Below are 12,814 nucleotides of genomic sequence, written 5' to 3'. Positions count from 1 at the left end.
CAGCGCCAGACTGGCACGCGACCGGCCGCCCCGCATCAGGATGCCCCCTGAATCGGGGAGGGCGGCCGGCGCCGGGAAGCGGTACAGTCGCGTCAGGCGGGGGGACCGGTCCGGTCTCGCCTGCCCGAAAAACCCGAACGAACGGAGGCGACATGGGCGAGGTGAGCCGGTCGCTGCGAGTGGCCATCGCCGACGACGCCCTGCTCCTCCGAGAGGGCATCTCCACCGTGCTCGAGGGCGGGGGCATCGAGGTCGTCGCCTCGGTCGGCACCGGCGCCGAGCTCGTCGAGATCGCGAGCGCCGGCAACCTCGACGCCGCGGTGCTCGACATCCGCATGCCGCCGAGCTTCCGCGACGAGGGCATCGTCGCGCTCGAGCAGATGCGCGCCGCCGGCTCGACGATCGGCGTGCTGCTGCTCTCGATGTACGCGACGCCCGAGTACGCCCTGCGCGTCATGGGCGCCGGCAGCGGCACCGGCTACCTCCTGAAAGAGCGCGTGTCCGAGCCGCAGACCCTCGTTCGCGCCGTCGAGACGGTCGCCTCGGGCGGCTCCGTCGTCGACCCCGAGGTCGTCGAGCAGCTCGTGCAGCGCACGCGCGCCGACGATCCCCTCTCCCGCCTCACCGAGCGTGAGCGCTCGGTGCTGGAGCTCATGGCCCAGGGCTACTCGAACGGCGGCATCGCCCAGACCCTGTTCCTCGGCCTGAAGACGGTCGAGACCCACGTGCGCTCGATCCTGCAGAAGCTCGACCTCGAGGAGTCACCCGAGCACCACCGGCGGGTGCTCGCGGTACTGACGCTCCTCGGCGCGAGGTGATGGCCCCCGGCCGCAGAGGCCGGATCGTCAGGCGCACCATCATCATCACGGCGGTCGTCACGGCGAGCCTCGCGATGGAGGTGTCAGGGTACCTCGCGACCCCGGCCGAGGCGCGGGGCGAGGTGTCGTGGACCACGCTGCACGCGACCGTGGCGCTCGTGTTCGCCGCGTGCGCCGGCGTCGCGTGGAGCATCGGTCCTTCGCGGGCGCCCGCTCGGCTGATGGCCGCGTTCCCGCTGGTCTGGATCCCGCTGTCGTTCTTCCGCGTGATCGAGGACATCGGGTGGCTGTGGCCGATCCTCTACGGCGTGCATCTCTGGTGGGCGGTGCTCACCGGCATCCTCGTGCTCATCTACCCACGCGGCTGGCTCGTCGGCCGCGCCGACCGCTGGATCGCGGGCATCGCCCTCGCCGCCGCCCTCGTGTTCTTCGTCGGCGTGCTGCTGCTCGCGCAGCCCGACGCCGCGACGTGCGACTGCGCCCCGAACCCGTACCGCATCGCCGACGCGCCCGCGCTGTTCGCGGCCATCGACATCGGCTACCGCATCGTCGGCGTGATGCTCGCCCTGATCATCGCCGGCCGGCTGCTCGCGCGCTGGGTGCGCGGCAGCGTCCCGGCCCGCACGGTCGCCTTCCTCATGCCCCTCGCGCTCCTCGCCTGGGCGACGACGCTCGCGGCGCAGGCGGCGACGTACGCGGCATCCGGCACCTCCGACGGCGTGCTCGCGACGGTGTCCCTCGTGGCGATCGCCTCGATCCCCGTGAGCTTCGTCGCCGGGGTCGCGCACGCGCGCAACATGCGCGCCCGCGTCGCCGACCTCATGCGCATCACCCGCGAAGGCGCCGACCGGGGCCTCTGGGCGGAGTCGCTCGCCCGCACCCTGCGCGACGCGTCGGTGCGGGTCTACTGGTGGGATGAGGAGCGGGGCAGGTACGCGGATGCCGCCGGCCAGCCCCTCGACCACGACCCCGCCGACCGGCACGGCGATCACAGCCTGCTGCCCGTCGCCTCGCCCACGGGCATGCCGATCGCGCTGATCCGGCACGATCGGGTGCTCACCGACAACATGCGGCTGCTCGACGGCGTCTCGAGCGCCCTGCGGCTCTCGGTCGACAACGGGCGGCTGCGATCCGAGATCGAGCGCACCCTCGAACACGTGCGGCAATCGCGCAGCCGCATCGTGGAAGCGGGTGACGAGGCCAGGCGGCGCATCGAGCGCGACCTGCACGATGGCGCGCAGCAGCAGCTCGTCTCGCTCGGCATGCGGCTCCGGCTCGCCGCGAACCAGGCGCGCGATCGCGGCGTCGAGGCGCTCGGCGTCGAGCTCGACGGCACGATCGCCATGCTGAACCAGGCGCTGCGGGAACTGCGCGAGCTCGCCCACGGCATCCATCCGAGCCTGCTCTCGTCGGGCGGCCTCGCGCTCGCCGTGCCCGAGCTGGCCGGACGCTGCCCGGTGCCCGTCGAGCTCGACGTGCAGGCCGAGGGGCGCCTGCCCGAGGTCATCGAGTCCACCGCGTACTTCGTCGTCGCCGAGGCGCTCGCCAACGTGGCCAAGCACTCGGGGGCGACGCGCGCGTGGGTTCGCGCCCGCATCGAGCACGACGAGCTCGAGCTCGTCGTGCGCGACAACGGCGTCGGTGGCGCGGCCCCCGACGGCAGCGGCATGCTCGGCATGACCGACCGCGTCGACGCGGTCGGCGGGCGGCTCGAGGTCGAGAGTCCGTCGGGCGCGGGCACGTCGATCGCGGTGCACATCCCGGTCGACAGCGGCGTCGACAAGCCCGCCGCAGCCTGAGCGCCGGCTCGGGTCAGGGCCGCCAGCGGCACGCCGCGAGGTCGATGCGGTAGCCGTCGTCATCGGCCGTCGCGCGCATCGGCACGCCTTCGGCCTCGTAGCGCGGACGTGCGGCTTCGGCGTGACCGGCGGGCGGGCGGCCGCCGGCGCGCACGACGCGCCACCACGGGACATCCGACCCGTACCGCGCCATCACCTGCCCGACCGCACGCGCACCGCGCGAACCGAGCACGGCGGCGACGTCGCCGTACGTGGCGACCTGCCCCGGCGGGATCTCGGCGACGACGGCGAGCACCGCGTCGACGAATCCGACCGGCTGCTGCGGCACGGTGTGCGCCCGGCTCAGAGTTCGAGCGCGCCGATCACGTCGCCGTAGGCGGTCTCGCCGATGTCGACGAAGCCGATGCGGTGGAAGAACGCCTCGGGGCCTTCGCTGCCCGGCTCCCACAGCACGGTGATGCGGTCGAAGCCGCGGCGCTTGGCCTCTTCGGCGAGTGCGGTCGCGAGGAAGCGGCCGACGCCCTTGCCCTGGACCTCAGCGTCGACGTTGATGCGCCAGATGCAGGCGCGGAACTCCTCGTGGGGGTTCTCGGGGTCGAAGTTGCCGTGGATGAAGCCGACGACGCGGTCCTTCAGGAGCGCGACCCGCTGCCAGGCCGTGGCGGGGTTCACGACCGAGGACTCGGCGGAGTAGGTGACGGGCGCGATGAACTGCTCCTGCCCGGGCTTCAGCGAGAGCGAGTTCGCTGCCACGATGTTGGACGCGGACAGGTCTTCAAGTCTCAGCTCAGCCATGCTGCCAAGGCTAACCTGTGCGGTGGCACAGCCGGTAGCGCCGTCTCCACCTGCCACTGAAGCGCGGGGGTGTTTGTCTCGATGTCGAGATATTCGGCCGACGCGGTAAGCTGGCGGACGGCGTGTCCGCCCGCCCGCCCGCAGGCTTCCCGTTTCCCCCAGTAGATCCAAGGAGACACCCTTTTGTCCAAGATCAAGGTTGAAGGCACCGTCGTCGAACTCGACGGCGACGAGATGACGCGCATCATCTGGCAGGCCATCAAGGACCAGCTCATCCACCCGTACCTCGACGTGAACCTCGAGTACTACGACCTCTCGATCCAGAAGCGCGACGAGACCGACGACCAGATCACGGTCGACGCGGCGCACGCGATCCAGAAGCACGGCGTCGGCGTCAAGTGCGCCACGATCACGCCCGACGAGGCGCGCGTCGAGGAGTTCGGCCTGAAGAAGATGTGGCGCTCGCCGAACGGCACGATCCGCAACATCCTCGGCGGCGTGATCTTCCGCGAGCCGATCATCATCTCGAACATCCCGCGCCTCGTGCCCGGCTGGAACAAGCCGATCATCGTCGGCCGCCACGCGTTCGGCGACCAGTACCGCGCCACCGACTTCCGGTTCGAGGGCGAGGGCACCCTCACGATGACCTTCACCCCGAAAGACGGCTCCGAGCCGCAGCAGTTCGAGGTGTTCCAGTCGCCGGGCTCGGGCGTGGCCATGGGCATGTACAACCTCGACGACTCGATTCGCGACTTCGCCCGGGCCTCGCTGAACTACGGCCTCTCGCGCAACTACCCCGTGTACCTCTCGACGAAGAACACGATCCTGAAGGCCTACGACGGCCGCTTCAAGGACCTCTTCCAGGAGATCTTCGACACCGAGTTCAAGCAGGCCTTCGACGAGGCCGGCCTCACCTACGAGCACCGCCTCATCGACGACATGGTCGCCGCGTCGCTCAAGTGGGAGGGCGGCTACGTCTGGGCCTGCAAGAACTACGACGGCGACGTGCAGTCCGACACCGTCGCGCAGGGCTTCGGCTCGCTCGGCCTCATGACGAGCGTGCTCGCGACGCCCGACGGCAAGGTCGTCGAGGCCGAGGCGGCGCACGGGACGGTCACGCGCCACTACCGCCAGCACCAGCAGGGCAAGCCCACGTCGACGAACCCGATCGCCTCGATCTACGCCTGGACGCGCGGCCTCGCGCACCGCGGCAAGCTCGACGGCAACCAGGAGCTCATCGACTTCTCGCACACGCTCGAAGACGTCGTCATCACGACGGTCGAGTCCGGCGCGATGACGAAGGACCTCGCGGCGCTCGTCGGCCCCGAGCAGGCGTACCAGACGACCGAGGAGTTCCTCGCGACGCTCGCCGACAACCTCAAGGCGCGACTGGCCGCGTAGCCGGCAGCGCCTCGCGAAGGGGGTCGGATGCCGCGGCATCCGACCCCCTCCTTCGCGCCTGCTGCGGCGGCAGCGGCGGCAGATCACAAGTCGGTAACACCGGGAAATACCTCCGTGAAGGTCTTGCGGCGAGTTTGTTCGTAATGTTTACTAACAAACGTGAGCACTGAAGCGCAGCGAGGCCCCTCCACGACGGAGACGACACCCGCGACCCCGCACAGGGCCACTTCCGACCTGCTCACCGTGCCGTTCGCCGGCGCCCCGATCTTCACCCGCGCACGTGCCCTGCGCCCGACGGGCAAGGTGCTCCCCGAGCATGCCCGCAGCCACAACCGCGCGCTCGTGCTGCAGACCCTCTACAGCTCCGGTGCGCAGAGCCGAGCGGATGTCGCGCGCGGCACCGGCCTGACCCGGGTCACGGTCTCCGACCTCGTCGCCGATCTCATCACCGAGGGACTCGTCATCGAACTCGGCCAGCGCGAAGACGCCCGCCCGGGCAAGCCCGCGACCCTCATCGACGTCGACCGCACGGCCTTCCACCTCATCGGCGTCGACCTCTCGGAGCACGAAGTGTTCCGCGGCGCCGTGATCGACCTCGACGGCGGCATCGTCGCCCGGGCCGAGGTGGCCCGCGACGGCGCCACGGGCGATGCTGCCATCGCGCTCGTCGACGCCCTCGTCGAACGGCTCGTCGCCTCGACGACGACCCCCGTGCTCGGCATCGGCGTCGGCTCCCCGGGCGTCGTCGACCCGCACGGTGTCGTCCGCTCCGCTCCGAACCTCGGCTGGAGCGACGTCCCGCTCCAGGCACGCCTCGCGGCGCTGACCTCGTTGCCCGCGCACGTCGCGAACGACGCGAATGTCGCCGTGCTCGCCGAACACGGCGAGTCGCAGCTCGACGACCTGCTGCTCGTGAAGATCGGCCACGGCGTCGGCGCCGGGCTCATCGTCGGCGGCCGCCCCGTCATCGGCGGCGGCTTCGCCGCAGGTGAGATCGGCCACGTCGTGGTCGGCACCGACAGCGGCCCCGACTGCGCCTGCGGCAAGCACGGATGCCTCGAGACCTGGCTCTCGGTGCCCCGGCTGACCGCCCGCCTCGACGCCGTCGAGGCCGACGGCGACGAGGGCGAATCCGCTCGCGACGACATCCTCCGCGAGGCCGGCCGGCGACTCGGCATCGTGCTCGCGCCGGTCGTCGGCGCGCTCAACCTGTCGGAGGTCGTGCTGAGCGGCCCCGCCGAACTGCTTGACGGTGCGCTGCACGATGCGGCCGTCGACACGCTCCGGATGCGGACGATGGCGGAGTTCAACCGTGATCTGAGGCTCCGGATGACCGCACAGGCGCAGGACATCGTCCTCCGCGGTGCGGCCGTCATGGTCCTCTCCGGACAACTCGGAGTCTCGTGAGGGACTCCACGCACCAAGGGTGACGGCGAACCCCCGCTGTCTCCCACACCCCATGAAAGGAAACGACAATGAGGAAACTCGGCATCGCGGCGCTCGGCGCCGTTGCTGCGCTCACCCTCGCCGGTTGTGCCTCGGGAGGCACCGGCGCCTCCGAGGATGGCGCTGAGATCCGCGTGTGGCTCGTCGGCACCGACACGCCCGACGAGGCCCGCGAGTATCTCGTGGAGACCTTCGAAGAGGAGAACCCGGGCTCGACCCTGGTCATCGAGGAGCAGTCCTGGGACGGTCTCGTCGACCGCCTGACCACGAGCCTCTCCGGCTCCGACAGCCCCGACGTGGTCGAGGTCGGCAACACCCAGGCCTCGGCCTTCACTTCGGCCGGTGCGTTCCTCGACCTCACCGAGCACTACGACACGCTCGGCGGCGACGACCTGCTGCCCGGGTTCGTCGAGGCGGGCTCGTACGACGACAAGTTCTACGCCGCTCCGCTGTACTCGGGCGCCCGCCTCGTGTTCTACAAGAAGGACGCCCTCGCGGCGGCCGGACTGTCGGTCCCGACGACGCTCGACGAGTACATCGCCAACGGCGAGGCGCTCGCGGCGGCGAACCCCGGCAAGTCGGGCATCTGGTGGCCCGGCCAGGACTGGTACAACGCCCTTCCCTACATCTGGGAGAACGGCGGCGAGATCGCCGTGCCCGACGGCGAGGAGTGGGACGCACAGCTCTCCTCCGCTGAGTCGGTCGCAGGCCTCGAGCAGGTCCAGCAGGTCATGACCAACGCCTCGGCCGCCCCCAAGGACGGCAACGAGACCGGACCAGAGGTCGGCTTCTGCGACGGCACGACGCTGCAGCTGTCGGCGCCGAGCTGGGTCAAGTGGTCGATCCTCGCCCCGGCCGATGCTGAGGCTCCCGGATGCCCCGACCAGGAGGCCAACCTCGGCGTCTACGCCCTCCCGGGCATGGACGGCGGCGCGGCGAAGGTCTTCGCCGGTGGATCGAACATCGGCATCTCGGCGAAGTCGGCTCACCCCGAGCTCGCTCTGAGCGCGCTGGAGATCATCCTCTCCGACGAGTTCCAGACGATCTACGGCGAGAACGGCCTCGTTCCGGCCAAGCTCTCGCTCGCCGACACCCTCGGCACCGACGAGGTCGCCCAGGCGATCGCGGCGGCCGCGGGCAACGCCAAGCTCACCCCGGCTTCGCCGAAGTGGGCCGACGTCGAGGCGGCCGGCATCCTGACCGACCTCTTCGTCAACATCGCACAGGGCGGCGACGTCCAGGCGCTCGCCGAAGCGGCCGACGAGGAGATCGAGGCGATCCTCAACAGCTAGTCGGATCCGTCCGGCTGCGCGGTGCGGCGGCACTCCCTCGCCGCCGCACCGCAACCCCAAACCCCGAACCCCTCGACCTCCCGGGAGCACCAACAATGACCACCGTCGACCGCGGACTCGATCCGGTGCAGAGCACCGTCGAGGGCGAGCGCCTGATGGCGCCGCAGCCCAAGCCCGCCGGGCGCCCACGTCGTCGCTCGGGCGGCTTCACGCCGTATGCGCTGCTCACCCCGGCGCTCATCGTGCTGGCCCTCCTCATCGGCTGGCCGCTCGTGCAGCTCCTCGTCACCTCGTTCCAGGAGTTCGGCCGGGCCCAGGTCTTCGGCGCGCCGCCCGCGTGGATCGGGTTCGAGAACTACACCAACGTGCTGACCGACCCCGTCTTCTTCGCGGTCCTCGTGCGCACGATCCTCTTCGCCGCGGCCTGCGTGGTCATCACGATGGTCGCGGCCACCCTCATCGCCCTCATGCTCGCGCGGCTCCCGAAGGGGTTCCGCCTGCTGCTCTCACTCGGCATGCTGCTCGCGTGGGCGATGCCCGCCCTGACCTCGACGATCGTCTGGGGCTGGATGTTCGACACCGCCTACGGGGTCGTCAACTATATGCTCGTCAACTGGTTCGGCATGGAGCAGTTCTTCCAGCACTCCTGGCTCATCGACCCGCTGAGCTTCTTCTTCGTCGCCGGCATCATCATCGTCTGGGGCGCGATCCCGTTCGTCGCCTTCACGCTCTATGCCGGCCTCACGCAGGTGCCCGATGAGGTGCTCGAGGCGGCGCAGCTCGACGGCGCGGGCGGCTTCAAGCGCTTCCGGCTGATCATCTTCCCGTACCTCAAGCCGCTGTTCCTGATCACGACGATCCTGCAGATCATCTGGGACCTGAAGGTCTTCACCCAGATCTTCGCGCTGCAGGACATCGGCGGCATCCGTGCCCTCACCAACACGCTCGGCGTGTACATCTACCAGACCTCGATCGCGGGCGGCGAGTTCGGCCAGGGCGGTGCGATCGCGGTGATCACCGCGATCCTGATCATGTCCATCTCGATCTACTACGTGCGCCAGACCACGAAGGAGGAGGAGCTGTGAGCACCACCGTCGCCGCCGGCCAGTCGATCGGCGGAATCGTCGCCGGAGCCGGGAAGCCGGAGAGCGTTCGCCGCACCGGCGGGGCCGGCCGCCGCACCACGACGGTGCTGCTGAGCGCACTCTCGGTCGTGCTGTTCGTGGTCTTCGTGTTCCCCGTGTACTGGATGGTGAGCACCTCCTTCCAGCCGAACAACGAGATCCGCGGCCTCGACGTCAACTTCTGGCCCGAGAACTTCACGCTGCGCAACTACGAGACCGTGCTGTTCGATCCCGGACGCACGCCGTTCCTCCCCGCGGCGGGCAACTCGCTCGTGATCACGATCCTCACCGTGGTCATCGCGCTGATCTTCGCGTTCCTCGCCTCGATCGCCGTCACGCGCTTCCGCTTCGCGAGCCGCCGTGCGTTCATCATCACGATCCTCGTGGTGCAGATGATCCCGGGCGAGGCCATGATCGTCTCGATCTTCCGGGTCATCGACGGCTGGCACCTGCTGAACACCATCATCGGTCTGACGGTCGTCTACGTCGCCACCGTGCTCCCGTTCACGATCTGGACCCTGCGCGGCTTCGTGAACGGCGTGCCGGTCGACCTCGAGGAGGCCGCGATGATCGACGGATGCTCCAGGGCCGGCGCCTTCTGGCGCGTGACGTTCCCGTTGCTCGCGCCAGGACTCATCGCGACCGGCGTCTTCGGGTTCATCCAGGCGTGGAACGAGTTCATCATGGCCCTCGTGCTGAACGCGAGGCCCGAGATGATGACGCTGCCGGTGTGGCTCCGCACCTTCCTCGTGGCGAACGGCACGACGAACTGGGCGGCGATCATGGCGGGGTCGACCCTCATGGCGATCCCCGTCGTCGTCTTCTTCCTCGTCGTGCAGGGCCGGATGACGAGCGGGCTCGTGAGCGGGGCCGTCAAGGGATGACCGGCAGCCTCGAGACCGGCGCGGGAAGCGACCTGCGCCGGGACATCCTCACGACCCTGCTCCCCGGCTTCGCCGGCACGGAGGCGCCCGAGTGGCTCCTGCGGCGGTTCGAAGACGGCCTCGGCGGCGTCTGCATATTCGGGTGGAACGTCGTCTCGGCCGAGCAACTGCGTCGGCTGAACGCGTCGCTGCGGCGAGCGAACCCGCTCGCCGTCATCGCGATCGACGAGGAGGGCGGCGACGTCACCCGCCTCTTCTACGATCGCGGAGCTCCGTACCCGGGCAACGCCCTGCTCGGCCGCATCGACGACGTCGATCTCACCGGTCGCGTGGCGACGGCCGTGGGCGAGGCGCTCGTGGCCACCGGATGCACCGTCACCTTCGCCCCCGACGTCGACGTGAACTCGAACCCCGACAACCCGGTCATCGGCGTGCGCAGCTTCGGCGCCGATCCCGCACTCGTGGCGCGGCATGCTGCGGCGTGGGTGCGTGCGATCCAGAGCACCGGCGTCGCGGCGAGTGCGAAGCACTTCCCCGGTCACGGCGACACCGCGACCGACTCGCACCTCGCGCTGCCCGTGGTCGACGTCCCGCTCGCGACCCTGCGCGAGCGCGAGCTCGTGCCCTTCCGTGCCGCGATCGCGGCCGGCGCCCGCACGATCATGACCTCCCACATCCTGCTCCCGCACCTTGATACGGACAATCCCGCCACCCTCTCACCGCGCATCCTGCAGGGCCTGCTCCGCGGTGAGCTGGGGTTCGAGGGCGTCATCGTGACCGACGCCCTCGACATGACAGGGGCGAGCGGCGTGCACGGCATCCCCGAGGCGGCCGTGCGCGCCCTCGCCGCCGGTTGCGACCTGCTGTGCATCGGCAGCGACAACACCGACGAGCAGCTCGACGAGATCGTCGAGGCGGTCGAGGCGGCCGTCGCGGGCGGACGCCTTCCGCCCGACCGCGTTCGCGAGGCCGCCGCCCGTGTTCGTGCCCTTGCGGCGACCGCCCCGCCGGTGCCCGTGGCGGCGACGCCGCCGGCCGGGATCGAACCCCGGCACGACGCCGCCGATCGCGCGGTCATCGCCGGCGGCTTCGAGGTGTCGGATGCCGCGCGCGCACGCCTCGCGGTCGCATCTGGCATCGGCACCGTGGTGCGCATCGATGGCGGGGTGAACATCGCGATCGGCGTCGCGCCGTGGGGGCCGTTCGCCGTCGACTCGGTCGCGGCGGAACCGTCCTGGCTCGCCGAGGCGTCGATCGTCGTGGTCTCCGAGGGGAAGCCCCTCACCGAGCCGGCGCGGCTGTCCGGCCCCGTGCTCGTGATCGGCAAGGACCTCCACCGGCACCCCTTCGCCCGCGCGGCGATCGAGGCGCTGCGCGCGGTGCGCGACGACGTCGTGACGGTCGACATGGGCTGGCCGTCGAACGATCGTGCGTTCGCCGACGTGTCGACGTACGGCGCGTCGCGGCTCGTCGGCGAGGCCGTGGTCGAGTTCATCGGCGCGGCGGTCGGCGCGGCGAGGGCGACCAGCGCGACGATCGGCGCTCCGGGGGTGCCGTGAGGCTCGGCATCGACATCGGCGGCACGAAGACCGCGGCGGTCGCGATCGGTGCCGACGGCGAGCTCAGCGACCAGGTGCGCATGCCGACGGGGTTCGGAGCGGAGGCAGTGGTCGCGACGGCGCTGCGCACGGTCGATCGCATGACCGAGATCGCCGGCGTCGAGGCATCCGCTTTCTCCTCGATCGGGATCGGCATCCCGGGCGCCGTCGACAGCCGCACCGGGCGTGTCGCCCATGCCGTCAACCTCGGACTCGAGGGGCTCGAGCTGGGCTCCCGCCTTGCCGACCGGCTCGGCGTCGACGTGCGGGTCGAGAACGACGTGAAGGCCGCCGCCCTCGGCGCGCACCACCTCCTCGGCGTCGCCGACGGCATCCTGGCGCACTCGATGGCCTACCTGAACCTCGGCACGGGCCTCGCGGCGGGCATCGTGCTCGACGGGCGCCTGCTGCGCGGCGAGCAGGGCGTCGCGGGCGAGATCGGCCACATCCCGGTCGACCCGGCGGGGGATCGGTGCGGCTGCGGACAGCGCGGATGCCTCGAGACCGTCGCCTCGGGCTGGGCGGTCTCGCGAAGCTGGCCCACCGAGCATCCGCTGCCCGCTCGTGCACTCTTCGACGCCGCCGACGCGGGCGACGTCCGAGCGATCGCCGTTCGCGAACGCTTCCTCACGGGCGTCGCTGCCGCGGTGCGGCTGCTCGCGCTCACGACCGACGTCGACGACGTGGTCATCGGTGGAGGGCTCGCCGCGCTCGGTGACCCACTCGTCTCCGGCACGCGCCGTATCCTGAACGGGTGGGCCGCCGAGTCGGCCTTCCTCGCTTCCCTCGACCTCGCCGCGCGCGTGCAGGTCATCCCGATCGGATTCCCGGCGGCCGCCGTCGGCGCCGCCCTGGTAGGAGAACACCAATGGCCGAAGTCGTGATCGTCGCCGACGAGGATGCCGCAGGTGCCCTCGTCGCCGACGCGATCGTCTCCCTCATCCGCTCCAAGCCCGACGCCGTGCTCGGGCTCGCCACCGGCTCCACGCCGCTGGCGAGCTACCGGGCGCTCGCGCGCCGCATCGCCGACGACCGGATCGACGTGCGCGGGGTCCGCGGGTTCGCGCTCGACGAGTACGTCGGCCTGCCGGCGGGGCACCCCGAGAGCTACCGGGCGGTCATCGCCCGCGAGGTCGTCGAGCCGCTCGGGCTCACGCCCGAGCTCGTGCGGGTGCCGAACGGCGATCCTGCGACGATCGAGCACGCGGGGGCCGACTACGAGGTGGCCATCACGGCGGCGGGCGGCGTCGACCTGCAGATCCTCGGCATCGGACGCACCGGACATATCGGCTTCAACGAGCCGGGCTCCTCGCTCGCGTCGCACACGCGCGTGAAGACGCTCACCGCCGCGACCCGTGCCGACAACGCCCGCTTCTTCGACTCGCCCGACGAGGTACCGATGCACTGCATCACCCAGGGCATCGGCACCATCCTGCGGGCACGCCACCTCGTGCTCCTCGCGTTCGGCGAGGCGAAGGCGCACGCCGTCGCGGCTGCCGTCGAAGGGCCGGTCTCGGCGAGCCAGCCCGGTTCGGCGATCCAGCTGCACCCGCACACGACGGTCATCGTCGACGAAGCGGCCGCTTCGAGGCTCTCGAACCTCGACTACTACCGCCACGCGTGGGCGAACAAGCCGGCCTGGCAGGGCATCTGAGCG

General features: G+C 70.8%; 12 protein-coding genes. 10 read left to right on the top strand and 2 right to left on the bottom strand.

Annotated features, from left to right (window positions below; translation table 11 throughout):
- Positions 1-152: 152 nt before the first annotated feature.
- Entirely contained in the window at positions 153-818 is a 666-nt protein-coding gene (locus QFZ26_RS03620) for a response regulator transcription factor (protein WP_307039345.1), read from the top strand.
- Complete coding sequence (locus tag QFZ26_RS03615; protein WP_307039343.1) at positions 818-2,617, top strand: sensor histidine kinase; 1,800 nt, start codon at positions 818-820, stop codon at positions 2,615-2,617. Before QFZ26_RS03620 ends, QFZ26_RS03615 begins: the two co-directional genes overlap by 1 nt.
- A gap of 13 nt (positions 2,618-2,630) precedes the next feature.
- Here the strand turns inward: QFZ26_RS03615 and QFZ26_RS03610 are convergent, their stop codons facing one another.
- Together QFZ26_RS03610 and QFZ26_RS03605 are read right to left on the bottom strand one after the other, a co-directional pair.
- A complete protein-coding gene (locus tag QFZ26_RS03610) occupies positions 2,631-2,945 on the bottom strand; it encodes an MGMT family protein (RefSeq protein WP_307039342.1) in 315 nt (104 codons plus the stop codon).
- Positions 2,946-2,959: 14 nt separating this feature from the next.
- Positions 2,960-3,412: a GNAT family N-acetyltransferase gene (locus QFZ26_RS03605; protein ID WP_307039340.1), complete on the bottom strand. Its 453-nt coding sequence runs from the start codon at positions 3,410-3,412 to the stop codon at positions 2,960-2,962.
- A gap of 183 nt (positions 3,413-3,595) precedes the next feature.
- Between QFZ26_RS03605 and QFZ26_RS03600 the strand changes: the two genes are divergently transcribed.
- From QFZ26_RS03600 to QFZ26_RS03565, 8 genes are all read left to right on the top strand, one after another.
- Entirely contained in the window at positions 3,596-4,813 is a 1,218-nt protein-coding gene (locus QFZ26_RS03600; RefSeq protein WP_307039338.1) for an NADP-dependent isocitrate dehydrogenase, read from the top strand.
- Between the two features lie 234 nt (positions 4,814-5,047).
- Entirely contained in the window at positions 5,048-6,220 is a 1,173-nt protein-coding gene (locus tag QFZ26_RS03595; RefSeq protein ID WP_307044912.1) for an ROK family transcriptional regulator, read from the top strand.
- Between the two features lie 68 nt (positions 6,221-6,288).
- Entirely contained in the window at positions 6,289-7,551 is a 1,263-nt protein-coding gene (locus QFZ26_RS03590) for an extracellular solute-binding protein (RefSeq protein ID WP_307039336.1), read from the top strand.
- A gap of 95 nt (positions 7,552-7,646) precedes the next feature.
- Positions 7,647-8,636 (top strand): carbohydrate ABC transporter permease, encoded by a 990-nt coding sequence (locus QFZ26_RS03585; protein WP_307039334.1) that lies wholly within the window; start codon positions 7,647-7,649, stop codon positions 8,634-8,636.
- Between the two features lie 104 nt (positions 8,637-8,740).
- Positions 8,741-9,559: a carbohydrate ABC transporter permease gene (locus QFZ26_RS03580; RefSeq protein WP_307044910.1), complete on the top strand. Its 819-nt coding sequence runs from the start codon at positions 8,741-8,743 to the stop codon at positions 9,557-9,559.
- Positions 9,556-11,118, top strand: coding sequence for a glycoside hydrolase family 3 protein (locus QFZ26_RS03575; protein WP_307039332.1), 1,563 nt, complete (start codon positions 9,556-9,558; stop codon positions 11,116-11,118). The genes QFZ26_RS03580 and QFZ26_RS03575 overlap by 4 nt, the downstream gene beginning before the upstream one ends.
- Entirely contained in the window at positions 11,115-12,041 is a 927-nt protein-coding gene (locus QFZ26_RS03570; RefSeq protein ID WP_307039330.1) for an ROK family protein, read from the top strand. The genes QFZ26_RS03575 and QFZ26_RS03570 overlap by 4 nt, the downstream gene beginning before the upstream one ends.
- Positions 12,026-12,811 (top strand): glucosamine-6-phosphate deaminase, encoded by a 786-nt coding sequence (locus tag QFZ26_RS03565; RefSeq protein WP_307039328.1) that lies wholly within the window; start codon positions 12,026-12,028, stop codon positions 12,809-12,811. The genes QFZ26_RS03570 and QFZ26_RS03565 overlap by 16 nt, the downstream gene beginning before the upstream one ends.
- The last annotated feature ends 3 nt before the right edge of the window (positions 12,812-12,814 follow it).

Source organism: Agromyces ramosus (genome assembly GCF_030817175.1).
Classification (GTDB): Bacteria; Actinomycetota; Actinomycetes; order Actinomycetales; family Microbacteriaceae; genus Agromyces; species Agromyces ramosus_A.
Note: the sequence above shows the minus strand (reverse complement) of the source record. Positions and strands in the feature narration are given on the sequence as shown.

Coding starts and splice junctions, on each gene's coding strand:
- QFZ26_RS03620 (WP_307039345.1), top strand. CDS start 153: ATGGGCGAGGTGAGCCGGTCGCTGCGAGTGGCCATCGCCGACGACGCC.
- QFZ26_RS03615 (WP_307039343.1), top strand. CDS start 818: ATGGCCCCCGGCCGCAGAGGCCGGATCGTCAGGCGCACCATCATCATC.
- QFZ26_RS03605 (WP_307039340.1), bottom strand. CDS start 3,412: ATGGCTGAGCTGAGACTTGAAGACCTGTCCGCGTCCAACATCGTGGCA.
- QFZ26_RS03590 (WP_307039336.1), top strand. CDS start 6,289: ATGAGGAAACTCGGCATCGCGGCGCTCGGCGCCGTTGCTGCGCTCACC.
- QFZ26_RS03585 (WP_307039334.1), top strand. CDS start 7,647: ATGACCACCGTCGACCGCGGACTCGATCCGGTGCAGAGCACCGTCGAG.
- QFZ26_RS03575 (WP_307039332.1), top strand. CDS start 9,556: ATGACCGGCAGCCTCGAGACCGGCGCGGGAAGCGACCTGCGCCGGGAC.
- QFZ26_RS03565 (WP_307039328.1), top strand. CDS start 12,026: ATGGCCGAAGTCGTGATCGTCGCCGACGAGGATGCCGCAGGTGCCCTC.